Origin of the sequence: Collinsella tanakaei (assembly GCF_016902615.1) — a bacterium.
Taxonomy (GTDB): Bacteria; Actinomycetota; Coriobacteriia; order Coriobacteriales; family Coriobacteriaceae; genus Collinsella; species Collinsella tanakaei_A.
Genome location: NZ_JACJMB010000004.1, coordinates 1 through 16,627, shown reverse-complemented (window position 1 = coordinate 16,627; position 16,627 = coordinate 1). Strand labels below are relative to the sequence as shown.

General features: G+C 62.0%; 14 protein-coding genes. 6 read left to right on the top strand and 8 right to left on the bottom strand.

Annotation, left to right across the window (positions count from 1 at the left end; genetic code table 11):
- Window positions 1-148 precede the first annotated feature (148 nt).
- The 4 genes from grcA3 to H6A21_RS02160 all read right to left on the bottom strand — a co-directional run bounded on the left by grcA3 (window position 149) and on the right by H6A21_RS02160 (window position 6,469).
- On the bottom strand, window positions 149-400 hold the full coding sequence (grcA3, locus tag H6A21_RS02175; RefSeq protein ID WP_204559954.1) for an autonomous glycyl radical cofactor GrcA3: 252 nt from the start codon (window positions 398-400) through the stop codon (window positions 149-151).
- 78 nt (window positions 401-478) lie between these two features.
- A complete protein-coding gene (gene pflB, locus H6A21_RS02170) occupies window positions 479-2,560 on the bottom strand; it encodes a formate C-acetyltransferase (RefSeq protein WP_204560040.1) in 2,082 nt (693 codons plus the stop codon).
- Window positions 2,561-3,314: 754 nt separating this feature from the next.
- Entirely contained in the window at window positions 3,315-3,734 is a 420-nt protein-coding gene (locus H6A21_RS02165) for a PTS-dependent dihydroxyacetone kinase phosphotransferase subunit DhaM (RefSeq protein ID WP_204559953.1), read from the bottom strand.
- 365 nt (window positions 3,735-4,099) lie between these two features.
- Window positions 4,100-6,469 (bottom strand): S-layer homology domain-containing protein, encoded by a 2,370-nt coding sequence (locus H6A21_RS02160; protein ID WP_204559952.1) that lies wholly within the window; start codon window positions 6,467-6,469, stop codon window positions 4,100-4,102.
- Between the two features lie 803 nt (window positions 6,470-7,272).
- Here H6A21_RS02160 and H6A21_RS02155 point away from each other — a divergent pair.
- The 6 genes from H6A21_RS02155 to H6A21_RS02130 all read left to right on the top strand — a co-directional run bounded on the left by H6A21_RS02155 (window position 7,273) and on the right by H6A21_RS02130 (window position 12,695).
- The gene (locus tag H6A21_RS02155; RefSeq protein ID WP_204559951.1) at window positions 7,273-8,310 is read left to right on the top strand and encodes an SPFH domain-containing protein; all 1,038 of its coding nucleotides are present in this window, start codon (window positions 7,273-7,275) and stop codon (window positions 8,308-8,310) included.
- 66 nt (window positions 8,311-8,376) lie between these two features.
- Window positions 8,377-8,574, top strand: coding sequence for an Arc family DNA binding domain-containing protein (locus H6A21_RS02150; protein WP_204559950.1), 198 nt, complete (start codon window positions 8,377-8,379; stop codon window positions 8,572-8,574).
- 93 nt (window positions 8,575-8,667) lie between these two features.
- On the top strand, window positions 8,668-9,429 hold the full coding sequence (locus H6A21_RS02145) for an ABC transporter ATP-binding protein (protein WP_204559949.1): 762 nt from the start codon (window positions 8,668-8,670) through the stop codon (window positions 9,427-9,429).
- A gap of 5 nt (window positions 9,430-9,434) precedes the next feature.
- Window positions 9,435-11,093, top strand: coding sequence for a hypothetical protein (locus H6A21_RS02140; RefSeq protein ID WP_204559948.1), 1,659 nt, complete (start codon window positions 9,435-9,437; stop codon window positions 11,091-11,093).
- Window positions 11,094-12,021: 928 nt separating this feature from the next.
- Complete coding sequence (locus tag H6A21_RS11105) at window positions 12,022-12,156, top strand: hypothetical protein (RefSeq protein WP_275052432.1); 135 nt, start codon at window positions 12,022-12,024, stop codon at window positions 12,154-12,156.
- 2 nt (window positions 12,157-12,158) lie between these two features.
- A complete protein-coding gene (locus H6A21_RS02130) occupies window positions 12,159-12,695 on the top strand; it encodes a type II toxin-antitoxin system VapC family toxin (protein ID WP_204559946.1) in 537 nt (178 codons plus the stop codon).
- Here the strand turns inward: H6A21_RS02130 and H6A21_RS02125 are convergent.
- From H6A21_RS02125 to H6A21_RS02110, 4 genes are all read right to left on the bottom strand, one after another.
- Window positions 12,688-13,074 carry a YxeA family protein gene (locus H6A21_RS02125; protein ID WP_204559945.1) on the bottom strand — a complete coding sequence of 129 codons (387 nt, stop codon included), beginning with the start codon at window positions 13,072-13,074 and terminating at the stop codon, window positions 12,688-12,690. The two genes, H6A21_RS02130 and H6A21_RS02125, sit on opposite strands and share 8 nt — an antisense overlap.
- 68 nt (window positions 13,075-13,142) lie before the next feature.
- Window positions 13,143-15,341 carry an ABC transporter permease gene (locus H6A21_RS02120; RefSeq protein ID WP_204559944.1) on the bottom strand — a complete coding sequence of 733 codons (2,199 nt, stop codon included), beginning with the start codon at window positions 15,339-15,341 and terminating at the stop codon, window positions 13,143-13,145.
- Window positions 15,331-16,152 carry an ABC transporter ATP-binding protein gene (locus H6A21_RS02115; RefSeq protein ID WP_204560039.1) on the bottom strand — a complete coding sequence of 274 codons (822 nt, stop codon included), beginning with the start codon at window positions 16,150-16,152 and terminating at the stop codon, window positions 15,331-15,333. Before H6A21_RS02115 ends, H6A21_RS02120 begins: the two co-directional genes overlap by 11 nt.
- Window positions 16,153-16,304: 152 nt before the next feature.
- On the bottom strand, window positions 16,305-16,466 hold the full coding sequence (locus H6A21_RS02110; protein WP_204559943.1) for a hypothetical protein: 162 nt from the start codon (window positions 16,464-16,466) through the stop codon (window positions 16,305-16,307).
- Window positions 16,467-16,627: the final 161 nt, after the last annotated feature.

The window sequence follows — 16,627 nt, the reverse complement described above, 5'->3', positions numbered from 1 at the left end:
GACCCGCAGCACCTCCGCACCCGACCTCGCAGCAGGTACCGAGCGAGAACGCCGACCCCCGGGTCTTCACGTGCGCACTTTCCGCAGCGCCGCAGGCGCGAGGACGTGCGCACGTGAAGACCCGGGGGCCGCCCACGATCAAGCGCGTCTACATGCCCTCATGGAAGGTGCGCGAGATCACCTCGTCCTGCTGCTCCTTCGTCAGGTTATGGAAGTTCACCGCATAACCGGACACGCGAACCGTCAGCTGCGGGTACTTCTCGGGATGCGCCTGGGCATCGAGCAGCGTATCGCGGTTGAAGACGTTGACGTTCAGATGATGGCCGCCCTTCTCAGCATACGCATCGATCATGCTCACCAGGTTATCGGCCTGGTTCTGGGAAACCTCGGATACCTTCATGGTCTTCTCTTCCTTTCTTGTCATGGCGAGGACGGACTTGGCCCCGCCGCAAGACCCGATGTGTGATATGGCGCCGTTCTAGCAGCAATCGCAGCTGGGCTGCGGGTTCTCGAACTCGATGTCGCCCAGGTCGATGTCGCCGAAGAACACCTGGTCCTCCTTGCCGAGCGCACCCGGGATGATGGAGAACGTGTTGGAGATGCCGTCCTGCGCGTCGCGGAACGGCAGCTTCGCCACCGAGCTCAGGCTCGCGATGGCCCCGTGCGTGTCGCGCTGGTGCATGGGGTTCGCGCCCGGGGCGAACGGCACGCCCGCTGCACGCCCGTCGGGCGTCGCACCGGTGTTCTTGCCGTACACGACGTTCGAGGTGATGGTCAGCACCGACGTCGTCGGCACGGAGTTGCGGTACGTATCGTTGCGACGCACGTACTCCATGAACTCATGGACGATGTCGTGCGCGATCCGGTCGACGCGGTCGTCATCGTTGCCGTACTTGGGGAAGTCGCCCTCGATATCGAAGTCGACGATCACGCCGTGCTCATCGCGGATCGGATGCACCTTCGCGTACTTGATGGCCGACAGCGAGTCGGCCACGACGGACAGCCCCGCGATACCCGTGGCGAACCAGCGCACCACATGATGGTCGTGCAGCGCCATCTGGATGGCCTCGTAGCTGTACTTGTCGTGCATGTAGTGGATGATGTTCAGCGTGTTCACGTATACGCCGGCAAGCCAGCGCATCATGTCGCGGTACTTCGCCATGACGTCGTCGTACTCGAGGGTGTCGCCCTCGACGGGACGGTACTTCGGTCCCACCTGCTTCTTGGAAACCTCGTCGATACCGCCGTTCAGCGCGTACAGCAGGCACTTCGCCAGGTTCGCACGGGCACCGAAGAACTGCATCTCCTTGCCCACGCGCATGGAGGACACGCAGCAGGCGATGGCGTAATCGTCACCGTGGTACACGCGCATGACGTCATCGTTCTCGTACTGGATCGACGAGCTCGCGATGGAGGTCTTGGCGCAGAACTCCTTGAACGCCTGCGGCAGATGCACCGACCACAGCACCGTCAGGTTGGGCTCCGGCGAGGTGCCCATGTTCTCGAGCGTGTGCAGGTAGCGGAAGCTCATCTTCGTGACGAGCGTGCGGCCGTCCACACCCATGCCGCCGATGGACTCCGTCACCCACTGCGGGTCGCCCGAGAACAGGTTCTGGTACTCGGGGGTGCGCGCGAACTTGACCATGCGCAGCTTCATGATGAAGTGGTCGACGAACTCCTGGATCTCCTCCTCGCTAAACGTGCCGCGGGCGAGGTCGCGCTCGGCGTAGATGTCGATGAACGTCGAGGTGCGGCCGATGGACATGGCGGCGCCGTTTTGGTCTTTCACCGCGGCGAGATAGGCGAGATACATCCACTGAATAGCCTCCTGGGTGTTCTCCGCCGGGCGGGAGATGTCGAACCCGTAGATGTCACCGAGCTCCTTCAGCTGGTGCAGGGCGCGAATCTGCTCAGCGAGCTCCTCGCGATCGCGGATGACCGCCTCGGTCATCGCGTGCGGCGTGGCGGCTTTCTGGGCCTCCTTGTCGCGGATGAGGTAGTCGACGCCGTAGAGCGCCACGCGCCGGTAGTCGCCGATGATGCGGCCGCGGCCATAGCCATCCGGCAGGCCGGTGATGATGTGCGCGCTTCGGCAGGCGCGCATCTCGGGCTTGTAGACGTCGAAGACGCCCTGGTTATGGGTCTTGCGCTTATTCGTGTAGATGTCGACGATCTCAGGGTCGACCTCGTAACCGTGCTGCGCGGCCGCCTGGCACGCGATGCGGATGCCGCCGTTCACGTGCAGGGCGCGCTTCAAGGGCCTGTCGGTCTGCAGGCCCACGATGGTCTCGAGCTCGGGGTGATCGGCCACGATGTAGCCGGCCGGATGCGCCGTGATACCCGTGACGACCTTGGTATCCATGTCCAGCACGCCGCCGCGGCGACGCTCCTCCTCGAGCAGGCCGAGCACATGGCTCCACAGCGTTTGGGTGCGCTCGGTCGGGCCGACGAGGAACGAGTCATCGCCCTCATACGGTGTGTAGTTGCGCTGGATGAAGTCGCGCACGTCGACCTCATCCTGCCAGATTCCTCCAGCAAAGTCTTCCCATGCCTTGTACATCGTCAAACCACGCTCCTCGCGGATCACGCACGCACCGGATGTAGCGATACGTGCGACATGAGTGGGGCCTTGATGCGCAGCGACCGCAAATCCGAGCCACGGCGGCCGTCTGCCGCATCAAATGTAAGCCAAGGATAACATAGATCGCTGCTTTGCAAGTTAGAAGTTTCTTACTTTTTGAGAAACCCCGTTGCGGTGCAGAAACCTACGCTATGCTGGCATTACATTTTCCTACTCATTAAGTAGTTTTATAACCGAGACAAGACATACCCGTCTGAACGAGGGTCAAACGCGATAAATGCTACTAGTTTTATTACATATTTTCTTCACAGATCTCACCACCGACCCGAGATGCCCCGCCGGACACGCGCAGCCGGGCGGCGGTGGTTCACCTGCAAACTGCAACTCCACGACGGTATTAGGCACCCTCTGGCGACTTGGAGTTCCATCGGCTCGTTTTCAACAAAGAAAGGCCTGCTCAAGGTTGACCGCCACGAGAGGATTTTCAGCGCAAGGATTTCAGGCCGCCTAAAACCGGAAATGCATAGCAAAAGAAGGCTCCCGGAACACCTCTTCCCCTTTGCCCGGGAAATACCCGCTCGAAAAGCGCTGACCACCGGCTTTGCAGCCGATAGCGCAGGCGAGATTGATGAGGGTTAGAGCGCAGAAGGCGCCCTGGAGCCGGGCTGACACAGCACGCATCCGCGGGCGCCCGGTGCGGGAACCCGCGCAAAACGCTGTGGTCGGCGTTTCCCTAGAACTTACGCAGATTCGTAAGCGACTTCAAGGATTCGATGATGGTGTCCCGCTCGACGCCCGCCTGCGCCTGTACCGTCGCCTCGACGGCGCCCTCCACAAAGGGGCAATCGACCATGCGCACACGTGGATCGTCCAAATCACTCAGCACCATTTTGACCACCATAGCCGCTGCACCCATGTCAATAAGCACAATGACGCCATCGGGGTTGTTGACTTCGCTGACGGCGCGGTACACGCTGCCATAGCTCGTTCCAAACTCGCCATTTGGCATACCGCCCGCCATAGCAACCGCCGCGCGAGGAGCAATCACTCTGGTGTAGTCGCGCAATGCCTCAACCAAGGCACGTGAGTGCGATACCAATACGATTCCCACCATTGCGTATCCCCCTGCATGTTGCTTGATAATACGTGTCATGGTACCCAATGCCCCATGCGCAAACCCGCTCAACCAGGTCAATGGCAGGTATCTAAAGACTATCGTTAAGATACCGTGCCAGGTATAGGTTTGACACCATCTTCACATTTTTGCATAACGGCCAAAACGATAGTGCAATTATCTTGCGCTGCTTCAGTACTATTCCGGCATGCGCGTATACCACTTGACCGTCAGCGAAGCTCACCGCGCATCATGGCATAACACACGCACACCCAAGGTTAACCGTTTATCGCCAGGCGTCTATCGGTCTTGTCGAGCTCACCGCACAAATCTATGCAAATGAAGGGAGGCCCCATTACGGGGCCTCCCTTCCCTACGCAGCTGACAGCTTGCTTGTTGAGCTATTAGAGCTCCATGCCGAACATATCGACATAGCGCATGGTAACCGTAGCGCACTCGGCACGGGTCAGGCCACCGGTCGGATTGAGCTCGCCGGTGTTGTCATAGCCCTTCAGCAGACCCTTCTCGTTGGCCCACTCGACAGCCTCGGTAGCCCAGTCGCTCACCTTGGCGCCATCGGGGAACGTGGAAAGATCGTTATCGGACTGCGGCTCGCCCTGGAGACGCCAGAACACAACGGCGATCTGCTCACGAGAGATAGCGTCGTTCGGACCAAACTCGCCATCCTCATAGCCCGTGAAGATACCGTTCTCGACAGCCCACACAACAGCGTCGGCATACCAATCGTCGGCACCGCAATCGGTGAACTTGTCGTCAATCGTGCTGCCGTCAACCTTGGGCTGGCCCGCCATGTTGTACAGGACGCGAGCAACCTGAGCACGGGTCAGGACATCGTTGGGACCAAAGTGCGTGGCATCATAACCGGTCATGACACCGTTCTCGATAGCCCAGTCAATGGCCTCGTGATACCACAGGCCCTGATCGACGTCGATGAAGTCCTCGCTCGGGCAATCCTCCTGCGGGATGTTCGGAACATCCGGGTCACCCGGCTGAACGGGAGGCTTCGGAGCCACGGGAGGCTTCGGAGCCTTGCGATAGCTGGCATAAACATTGAGGTTGGTGGCGATAGTATCGCTCAACAGGATACGGTCGCCGCTCTTGGTCACCCAACCGTCAAAGACGTAGCCGTGGATATGCGGAACCTTGACGCCAGACTCGACAAACTGGGCAACGTAGTTGCTGAACGCAACCTCACCAGCCTGCGAAGTGGTGCAAAGACCGTTACCCTCAGCGTCGAAGAACGTGATCGTGTAAACGGTGGGATTCTTCTCGAAGACGGGGTTCAGAACGACGTTGCCCTCGGGAACCATGTAGTCACCAGAGAGAATAGTGCCGTCGGGAAGAGCCCAACCACGGAAGGTGTAGCCCTCGAGATACGGATTGGCATGGGAGTCATTGTACAGGTCGATGAAGTAATCGAGCGCCGTAGGAGCAAAGAACGTCACAGTCACCGGCTTCTGACCGGGAGCAGTAAACGTCACGGAGTACTGAGCGGCCTCCTCGCCGTCCTTCTGGAAGACAGGGGTCAGAACGGTATCCTTATCGATGAGGAAATCGCCGGGCTGCACCATACCGTCAACGGCCCAACCAACAAAGGTGTAGCCATCAGCGGTCGGATTCTCATGGCCCCATCCGTACATCTCAACGAGAGCGTCAAGCGTGGTCGCCTTATCGATGTAAATAATAACGTCATCGGCACCGGGAGCCCTGAATGTCACGGCATACTTGCTCGCAGGATCAACGCTCTTGAACACAGGAATCAGCTGAATATTGTCCTCGATGACATAGTCATCGGCGAGGGGCTTACCGTCCACGCTGTTCGCCCAACCGATGAACTGCTTGCCCTCCCAAGTGGGATTGCCATCGCAGGCCTGACGATAGATTTCAGCGGCAGTGCTCAGCTTGGTGCCAGGAGCAACCTGGATATTAAGCGTGGCGGAAGGCGCCTTAAAGGTCACCGTAAGCAGCTTACTGGGATCAATCTCTTTCCAGAGGGCAATGATCTTCATGTCGGCGTTACCCATCGTAAGGGTGCCAGGCTCAACAGAATTGAAGCTCATATCAACCCAACCAACAAACTGATAATCAGGCTTCTCTTTCAGAGTCGGGAAGTTAATCGTCTCGCCTTCCTCGTACTCTGCAGTAGAAATCGTTTCACCTGTAACACCGTCAGCAAACGTGACCGTATACTTAGTAGAGACTTTCTCGTACATTGCCTTGTAGCGCGCGTCGCTCTTACCCATGGTCACGGCGTCGGGATCGACGTCGCTCGGGATGAAGGAATTGTCGACCCAGCCGACAAACTTGTATCCCTCGTGCTCTGGGGCAGCGGGGAACGAGACCTTAGCGCCCTCATTAGGCCGCTCATAAGAAATGAACTCACCAGTCAGGCCGTCCCAGAAGCTGACGTTATGCCACGTAGAGCTGGAGGTGGTAAACTTAGCGGTCAGAGTGGTGTCACCCGTAATAAGATAGTCATCAGTTTTCACTACGCCACTTGCATCGGCCCAGCCCAAAAACGTCTGGCCCACCTCGTACGGAATGCCCTTCGCTTCGATAATGCCGCCCAGGCTGATGGGACCCGTGCCCTCATAGGTGCCCCAGAGGTTATCACCCTTCTTGAACGTAACCGTGTACTGAGTAGACGCCTCGTTCGCTACAGGCTCAGCGAATGCGGCGACACCCCCCAGGACGGGAGAAACAGCCAGGGCCATACCCAGCCCGGCTGCAACTGCCATGTGCCTTACTTTCATGCCTAGTCCTCCTTAATCGTTGGTTCAGATTACTCCGGCATGTATGGACATATTGCCGGCCGCAAGCACGGCCAACCTCGGCCAGATGAACTAGGAAACATGAGCTGTGCTCACAAGGGAGAAAATGGACCTATTGACAACGAAGCCGCCCACTCACGTAGGCAGCATCCCATCACTCCGTTTTCTAGCCCTTCCCAAGCCAGAGCTGCACGGTTCCTTTCCATCAAACCTTACAGTGGGCAAAACGCTACCGTTAAACCCTCTGCATGGGTTCACACTAGCACAACCCGTTTTAACTATCCAGTATGGAATTGCTTACCGTCTTCCAACACCCTGTTTTTCGAACGATGTAGCATAGAAGCGTCTATATTTGTTGCGCAACAACTGGTCAGAGGGATAGCAACTGCTCCTTTTACGTTTTCTTGTCATTCTACTTATCTTTTGTTTACTTCCCGGGGTTCGCAATTGGACAGAATCGACAAACCAAATCGCTTCTATTTCATTTCCGTTATTTTTTAACCCTCTATTCTTTTTGCTTGGGCGCAAGCCGCGTTCCCGTTGATCCCGCTTGCGTTCATCCCATATTCATATGTCGCATGCTGTGCGCTGTTTTGCTTCTTTTTCTACCGCTCATCGGCGCCAGAATCGGTGAACGGCGCTTGACGGGATACCAATGTGATATCACAATGCAATCAACGAGACCGACCAAGGCGCTCGTCGGGGCTTGCCCTTCCCCAAGGCAACTCAGGGCAGCATCCGGGCCGTCACGCAAACGCGGATGTTTACGTTCGAAAGGAACTACCATGAGCGTGGAAAAGCAGATGAAAGCCAAGTCCGGCTGGGGCATGCTTATCGTCACCATCGTCCTGTTCGCCGTCATCGTCGCGCTGTACATCTGGTCGATCAGCGGCATGGCGGCAGCCGAAGAAGCGGGCATACCCATGTCCGCTGCCAATATCGCGGGGCTCGTCATCGCCATCGTGCTCACCGTGGTGATCTGGCTCTTCCCGGTCAGCGGCTTTTTCACCCTGCAGCCCGGACAGGCGCGCGTGTGCATCCTGTTCGGCGAGTACAAGGGCACCGTGCGCGACGGCGGCTTCCACTGGGCGAATCCATTCTACAGCCGCTCCATGGGCTCGAACGCCTCGGCTGAGGACGCCACGGCCGAGGTCCTCTCCAAGTCGAACCTTTCGCTCGGCAAGCAGATCAACGTGGCGACGCGCGCCGCGAGCAACCTGTCGACCAAGGTGAGCGTCCGCGCCCGCACGCTCAACGGCGAGATCCTGAAGGTGAACGACAAGATGGGCAACCCCATCGAGATCGCGAACGTCGTGGTGTGGCATGTCGAGGACACCGCCAAGGCCCTGTTCGACGTCGACAACTACGAGCAGTTCGTGGCCACGCAGGCCGAGACGGCGCTGCGCCACGTGGCGAGCGTCTACGCCTACGACCATCTGGAGGACAACTCCGACGACACGGCCTCCATCACGCTGCGCAGCAATATCGAAGAGGTCTCCGAGGCCCTGAAGCGCGAGCTGACCCAGCGCCTGGCCCCTGCCGGCGTAGCCGTGGATGACGCCCGCCTGACGCACCTCGCCTACGCACCCGAGATCGCCCAGGCGATGCTGCGCCGCCAGCAGGCAGAAGCCGTCATCGCCGCGCGCAAGAAGATCGTCGAGGGCGCCGTGTCCATGGTCGACATGGCAGTGCGGGAGCTCGCCGATGGCGGCACCATCGAGCTCGACGAGGAGCGCAAGGCCCAGATGGCCAGCAACCTCATGGTCGTGCTCTGCGGCGAATCCGAGGCGCACCCCGTGCTCAACACGAGCTCGCTCTACTAATTTCTAGATAACCCGACGGGGAAAGGCACCAGGCCTTTCCCCGGCCGCGCAAAAGCAGGTGTCCCCATGGCCCGCAAACAGTATCCGCTCCGCATAGATCCCGCTATCTGGGAGGCAGTCCAACGCTGGGCTGACGATGAGATGCGCAGCGCGAACGGCCAGGTGGAATGGATCTTGCGCGACGCCCTCAAGCGCTACGGCAGGCTGCCCAAGAAGTCGGCAGCAGACGACACCTCGACCCCGCAGGACGCAGACGGACGCTAACCGAGGCGCTCCGACCCTTACGGCAGCCGCGCCCACGCCCCGCGGGCAGACTTTCTCCCTCAACAACAACCTCATCAGACCGAGGAGGCAGACATGCAACGCTCTGCTCAGGTTACCCCTACCCATCGGGGGTCCTCCCCCGTGCTCGCCATCGCGCACTACACCAAGCGCTACGGCGATAAGGTCGCTGTACGCGACCTGTCGCTTACCGTCGAGCCCGGCGACATCTACGGCTTCATCGGCCACAACGGCGCCGGCAAGACCACGCTCATCCGCTCCATCGTGGGCGCGCAGCCCGTCGATGGCGGCAGCATCCGCATCTGCGGCCACGACGTGGTCGGCGACCCGATAGCCGCGAAGGCGGCGTGCGCCTACGTGCCCGACAACCCCGATGTCTACGAGTTCATGACCGGGCTGCAGTACCTCGACTTCATCGCCGACATCTACCGCGTGTCCGCGTCCGAGCGCCGCGCACGCCGCACCGAGCTCGCCGAGCGCCTGCAGCTTGCGGACGCGCTGGGGGACACCGTCGGCTCCTACTCGCACGGTATGCGCCAGAAGCTCGTGCTCATCGGCGCGCTCATCCACGAACCGCGCCTGCTCGTGCTCGACGAGCCCTTCGTGGGCCTGGATCCCGTGGCCTCCCATGAGCTCAAGAAAATCCTGCATGAGCTGGCGGAACGAGGCGGCGCGGTGTTCTTCTCGTCGCACGTGCTCGAAGTGGTCGAGAAGCTCTGCAACAAGGTGGCGATCATTCGGGCAGGCGAGCTGCTGGCAAGCGGCGCCACCGAGGACGTCCGCGGCAACGCCTCGCTCGAGGATATCTTCCTCGAGCTGGTGGAGAAGGAGGCGTGAGGACCATGCGCTCGTTCATAATCCTGCTCGGCGTGCAAGCGCGCGGTCTCATCAACTCGCTTGCGCCCGGTGCCGCCAAGCTGAGCCGTCGGGCGCGGGGGCGCCGTCTGGCGCTCATGGGCGTGCTTTCCGTGCTGCTCGGCACGTTCATCGTCGCCTATATCGTCATGCTCGGCCTCAGCCTTGCCCTGCTGGGCGCCACCGAGGCGATCGTGCCGCTCGCCGTCGCGGCCGGCGCGCTGGCAGGTGCCGTGTTCACCTTCATCAAGGCGCGCGGGACGCTCTTCGGAACGCGCGACCACGACCTCATCATGGCCATGCCCCTCCCCCGGCGCACGGTGATCCTCGCACGCAGCGCGACGCTGTTCGGCGCCAGCATCCTGCTCGCCATCCTCATCATGCTGCCGCTCTACGCGGTGTACTTCGCGTTCGCGGGCGCCACGGCACCCTCCGTCCTGCTCGCCCTCGCCAGCGCGGTGCTCGCCCCGCTGCCCATCACCGGTATCGCCGCCTTCGCCGCCGCGGGCGTCACGGCCCTCTCGACGCGCTTCCGCCACGCTAACCTCGCCTTTATCATCGGCGCCATGGCGCTTATGCTCGTCGTGCTCGTTGCAGCATACGGCTGGTCGTTCTCCATGCGAGCGGATGCCGGCCAGGCTGCCGCCTCCCTGGGCGACACAATGGCGCAGATCTCGAACACCATCTACGCCTGCTATCCTCCTGCCGCATGGGCGACGCAGGGCATCGTGCACGGCTCAGTGCCCGCGTACGCGGCGTTCGCCGCCATCTCGATCGCCGTGCCCGCGGTCTGCATCGAAATCATGCAGCGCACCTACCTCGGTATCAATGACGCCCTTGCGGCCCGCAGCCGCGGACGGGCGCGCACCCGGCGGGACCGCGCAAAGGACCGCTCCCCGTTTGCCGCCATCGTCATCAAGGAGCTGCGCACGCTTGTCGGCATCCCCTCCTATGCGTTCAACTGCCTGTTCGGCTATCTGCTCATGATCGCCGCGGCGCTCGCCATCTCGCTGATCGGCATGCGCGGCATCCTCTCCTCGGGCGTAATCGACGGCGTCACGCTCGATCCCGCGCAGATCGACGCGGCAATGGGGTACATCATGCTTCTTTTCCCCTGGGTCTTCGCCTTCTTGGCGACCACCTGCAGCAGCGCCGCCGTATCCATCTCGCTCGAGGGCCGCTCATCCTGGATCATGGCGACCGCCCCACTCTCCCCGCGCGCGATCCTGGGGGCGAAGCTCGCCTCGAATGCGCTGCCCTGCATCGCCTGCCTGGGCGCAAGCGCCGCAGCGATGCTGGCATTCGGCGAGATCGACATACTCAGCACGTGCGAGGTTGTGCTCGTAGGCTTCGGGATGTTCTTCCTATGGGTCAACGTCGGCCTCGCCATCGATGCGGCGCACCCCAACTTCTCCTGGACTGTGGCGAACGAGGTCGTGAAGCGCAGCGCGTCCATCATGGTCTGCGTGCTCGGCGGCATGGTCTGCGCGTTCGCGCTCGGAGCGCTGAGCGTTATCGTGCTCCCGGACCTGTTAGGCCTTGCGGCAACGCATGGCATCGTGATCGCCCTGGGAGCCTGTTCGCTGATAGGAGGCTGCGCCATCTTCCGCCACACGGCGCGCACGACCACGTTCTTCATCAACTGACACCCCGTGCGTCCGTCTTGCTGCAGCGGGCGGACGCACGTCCGCAGGTTCTCCACATCCGCCGACCGTTTACCGTCCAACCGTGCCGTTCGGATGTATCGCCGCAGGTAGCGAAAAACCTTAACCGGTTCTTTAGATTATTCGCGACGAGCTGAGGTACATTCATATCGGCGCACGAAGAACCGACCGCCGGCGCCCGATGGCGTCGACAACGCAGAATTGGAGATGATCTCATGCGCGCCAAACGCAAGAGGAAAGACGACCCCCACCTAGCTACGACTCCGGCTGCCGCCCCTGAGCAGGCGGCGAATGCCAGCACCAAGATCACGATGGCAGCCAAGCGGCCCAAGCGCTCGAAGGACCAGCGACTCAACCTTAAGCGCAGCTATGAAGCCTTCTTGGAAGCCGTCAAGATAGCGGGAGACGCAGCGTCGAGCGTTCCCTCACCGTCTGAGACCTGGCCCATGCGGCCCTACGCGGCCTCGATTTAGCACGCAGCAGCGAGCGCGCGACGCCCTCCCAGCCACATATGGCGACTCACCCCGCGTCCGGAAACGTTCCGGGCGCGGGGTTTTCATGATGAGGGCAGCCGCGGGCGGCGCGGCAGCATTCGAAGCGCCCATTACCCGGGCGCACCCGTGTCCATCTCCCCGCATGATGTGCTGTACGGATAGCGCACGCCGTTAAGGAGCGTGATTGATATGGTATCCGCACAGCAACTTCTGCCGTCCGGATGAATGTACGCATCGGCAGGAGACTCAAATCCGCGGGCGATACCGTACTCAAGAGGCTGGGTATCTCCCCGTCTACCGCAGTCCGCGGGCTTTGGGAATACGTGGTTGACCATCAGGATGACGCCGCGGCGATACAAGAGATCCTTGTCCCCGCCAGTGCAGCGCCCTCAGACGAGGCGCAACGAAAGTTTGCGATGCTCAAAGCGATCCGCGCCCAATACGAGCAGACCGTCCAAGAGCTTGGCCTTGCGGACGCCTCATCATCGGCAGCAACCCCCTCATGGGACAAGCTGCGCGATGAATTCTACGACGAGCAGCTGGAAGGATAGGCATGATGGACATCCGGCCGCAATTCCTCTTGCTCGATACGAACGTGTGGCTGGACTTCTTCGACGGGAACAGCAGCCGCTCACATGATGCGAGCCGATTGCTGGAACGCTGCATCGAGCTGGATATCACGCTGCTGTTCGCCGTGGAATCCGTCAAGGACGTCTATTACCTGCTGCGTCAATCCCTCAAGCGCCGTGCGCGCGACGCGCACGGCACGCTCTCCGATACCGATGTCCGGGCAGCCTCACGCTATGCCGCGGCGTGCGTCGACACGATGGCCGAGGTGGGATGTGCGGTGGGCACAGACGCCTCCGACGCATGGCTCGCCCGGCGTTACCTGCAGCTTCACGACGATTTGGAAGACACGCTGATGATCGCCGCAGCGCAGCGCGCTCAGGCAGACTGCCTGATTACCAGCAATGACAAGCTCCTGCGCCATGCACCCGTTGCGACCCTTTCGGTCTCCGATATGCTGCAGCTGCTCGGGAAGTGCGGCGCGAACCCGGCGGCACGCCGTGTCCGCGCAACGCCTACATAACCTCCCGCACCGCATCGGGAAGCTCGTCGTAGCCTACCTCTTCCCACGAGATCATCCCGCGCAAGAGGGCCGCATCGAAGCGCAGGTACGCCCCGTCGCGCAGCTTGCGCGCCGTCCGGAACACCACGCTTGTCTCGGCGCCGTCCTCGCTCCATGCGGGCAGGTCGTAGCAGTACGGCATGTCGACATCGCCCGCGGCATCCTCGATCACGCGCGCGTTGTCGACTTGCAGGTAGTAGGTGGCGCCCGTCGGCGGCGCGGACAGGGCCACCTCGCCCAGCTCGTCGGCAAACTGACGTGCAACCCCCTGGGTGCTGCACCCGCCGCATCCCACAAGGATGCACGCCAGCGCCACGACGGCAAACATTCGGTTGCGCATATCGCCCTCCCTCTAACGGGCGACGCGCCCCTTTGAGGAGCGCGTCGCGGCATCGAACACTGGTTGCCTCAGTTGGCATGGCGTGTGCGAACCGCATCGCGCACGATGCCCTTGCCCAAAAGATAGGTCACGCAGAAGTACCCGCCGTAGGCGATCAGGAAGATGAGCGCCGTGAAGCCCACCATGCCGCCGATCGTGAGGCCGCCGAACAGCTCGACCAGGTCGATGATGACCGACAGCGCCACCACGGAGTGCGCGACGCCCATCGCGAGCGGGAACACGAAGAAGATCGTCTGCTGCGCGAGCACCGAATGGGCGATCTCGGGCGTCGACGTACCGAGCTCCGAGAGGATCCGGTAGTTCTCGCCGGCGTCGGCCACGCCCGAGAGCTGCTGGATCGTGAGGATCGCCGCGCAGGCCACCACGAGCACGAAGCCGATGTAGATGGCGAGGTAGCTGATGAGGCCGTTCATGGAGTTCACGCTCTCGTAGGTGGTCGTGCGCGTGGCCTCGGTGCCCCACGCCGCCACGATGTTGCCGGCGTCGTCGGTCACCGTGCCATAGGTGCGCGGTACCCCGATGTAGCCGTCCGCGGCCGCCACGTCGGCGCCTTCTGGATAGTCGAGCATGAGATAGCCGTAGTAGAGCGGCAGGTCGCAAGCGTCGACGAGCCCGTCGGGCACCACGATCGTGCCCGAGTTCATGCCCATCATGGAGTTTCCGAACACGCTCGCGTCCTCATCCACCCGCTCCGCGACAGGCGAGAGCTCCGCGCCGCCGAAGTCGATCGTCACGCCCTGCGCGAGCACGGCGTTGTAGATGTCGTTCACGGTGGCGCCCATGTCGGAGAGCAGCAGGTACCCGCCAGAGCCGAGGTCGACCTCGTCCATACCGCGGAACCTCAGGTAGCGGTTGTAGTCGCTCTCGCGCATCACCATGAGGCCGAGACCGGTGACGCCGGAGGTCTCCGTGCCGCTGGGCATCGGCATCCCCACGGCCTCGCACAGCCCGTCGAGTGTGACGAGGGGCTCCCGTGCGCCGCGCGGCGTGGAGTCGTAGGCCTCCAGCTGCACGTAGTCGCCGGCGATCGACAGCACGTCGAAGGGCTGCCCGGCGTGCTCGCCCTCCTGGATGGTATCTTTGGCGCTCGCCTCAACCAGGTCGACCGGCTGCTCGGCCACGGCGTAGGTCGCCGTGCCCCCCGTGATGTCGGGGTCGGCGTTCATCTCGGCGACCGTCTCCTCGCTGAAATAGACCAGGCAGCGCGTGTAGTCGACCGGAGTCCCCCGCTCCACGCTGGCGTTCATCACGCTCGCGAGCGACATGCCCGTCGTCACCGAGGTGATGGCCAAAAACAGGATCATCGCGATCACGGCCATGGAGAAGCTCGCCGTGTTCACCTTGGCGGCAAGCTGGCGCAGCGTCACCATGTTGAGCCCGCGCCAGTACAGACCGCGCACGCTCTGGAGCACCTTGAGCAGAAAGCCCGAAAGACCGAAGAAGAACAGGATGGTGCCGACGATGACCGTCGCCGTGGTGATGAGGAAGTCCCGCATCTTTTCAGGGTCGCCGTCATAGGGCAGCCCATCGTGCAGCAGGCGCGCATAGGCGATGGCGATGGCCGCGGCACCGACCACGAAGATCACGGCCGACACCCAGGGGTTGCGCGCCTTGATAGCCTCGTTTTGACGGCCGGCGCTCATCAGGTCGATGATGCGGGCACGCGCCACCACGCGCAGGTTGAACACGAGCGTGACCGCGAAGATCGCGGCCAGGCAGGCCACGGTCATGAGCAGAGCGGTCGGCGAGAAGAAGAAATGGAAATCAGCGATCTGCGTCTTGAACAGCGACGCCGTGAAGAAGACCATGACCTGCGAGAGCGCCACACCGAGCACGATGCCGAAGGCGAGGGCCGCCGCCGAGACGAAGACCGTCTCGAGCGCCATGATGCGCGCGACCTGCCCGCGGCTCATGCCGAGCACCTGGTAGAGACCGAACTCCTTTTTGCGTCGCTTCATGATGAAGTTGTTGGCGTACACCATGAGGAAGCCCATCACGAAGGCGAGAAACAGGGTGAGGCCGCTGATGATGCCGCCGAGCGTCTCGCCCATGCCGGCATTCTGCTCGGTCACCCCGGCGATATCGACTTGGACCGAGATGGTGTTGAACGCGTAGAACACGGTGACGGCAAGCGTCAGCGTGAGCAGGTACACGAGGTAATCGCGCCCGGCGCGCCGCACGTTGCCCCAAGCGAGCTTAAAGAGCATCGGATGCCTCCCCGCCCATCATCGCCACGACCTCCATGATGCGGTTGAAGAACTCCTGGCGACTCGACGTGCCGCGACGCAGCTCGGTGAAGATGCGGCCGTCGCGGATGAACAGCACGCGCTGCGTATAGCTCGCGGCGAAGCTGTCGTGGGTCACCATGAGGACGGTCGCCCGGTAGGCGCGGTTCATGGTCTCGAAGCACTCGAGCAGAAGGCGCGCGTTTTTGGAATCGAGCGCGCCCGTGGGCTCGTCGGCCATGATGAGCGCAGGCTCGGTCACGAGCGCTCGGGCCGCGGCGACGCGCTGCTGCTGGCCGCCGGACATCTGATAGGGATACTTGTCGAGCACGTTCGAGATGGACAGGCGCGCCGCCACGTCCTCCACGCGCACGAGTGTCTCGCCCGCCGGCACGCGGCTGATGGTGAGCGGCAGGGCGATGTTCTCGCGCGCGGTGAGCGTGTCGAGCAGGTTCGAATCCTGGAAGATGAAGCCGAGCTGCTCGCGGCGGAACTTCGTGAGCTTCGACGCCTTCATGGCCGTCACGTCGACGCCGTCGATCAGCACGTTGCCGCTCGTGACCGCGTCGATGGTCGACACGCAGTTGAGCAGCGTCGACTTGCCCGAGCCCGAAGCGCCCATGATGCCCACGAACTCGCCGCGCGAGACGGTAAACGACACGTCGGCGAGCGCGTGCGTCACGTTGTTGCGAGAACCGTACACCTTCTCGATATGGCGCACGTCGAGCACGGGCGCCGCAGCGGCCTCCGTGGCGGATGTGCGCGCAGGCGCAGGCACGGTCGGCAGGGTCATATGTACGCGGGAGCGCGCGGCACCGCCGGCGGCGTCCGAGGGCACCTCGACATGCGCTCCCATACTGTGCTTACCCATCATGAGATTCCTTTCGGTCCTGGCGAATGCGGGCCGGTCTCGCCCCGTTCGCCTCGTACGTTGCATCGCTGCCGCTAGCGGGTATGCGCCCACAGCAGCCAGATCATGACGATCGAGAGCGCTGCCATCACGAGCAGCCACAGAACCATCTCAACCGCACCCATGCCGACACCCTGCGTTTCCTCTGGAACATCATAGGGGCTGCGACGATAGGGATTCATGTTCGTTGCCTGCATGACAACCACCTCCTGACCCTATAGTCGCAGGCCGCCCCGCACGTATCCATCGATTTGCCTTACAGTCAGGTTGCGCTTTCGTAAGGTTCATTGCGAAAGCCTTAAGGGGCGTCTTGTCCTCATCGGGGACGGGGTGGTTTGGTGCCGCTGCGGCGCGAGCG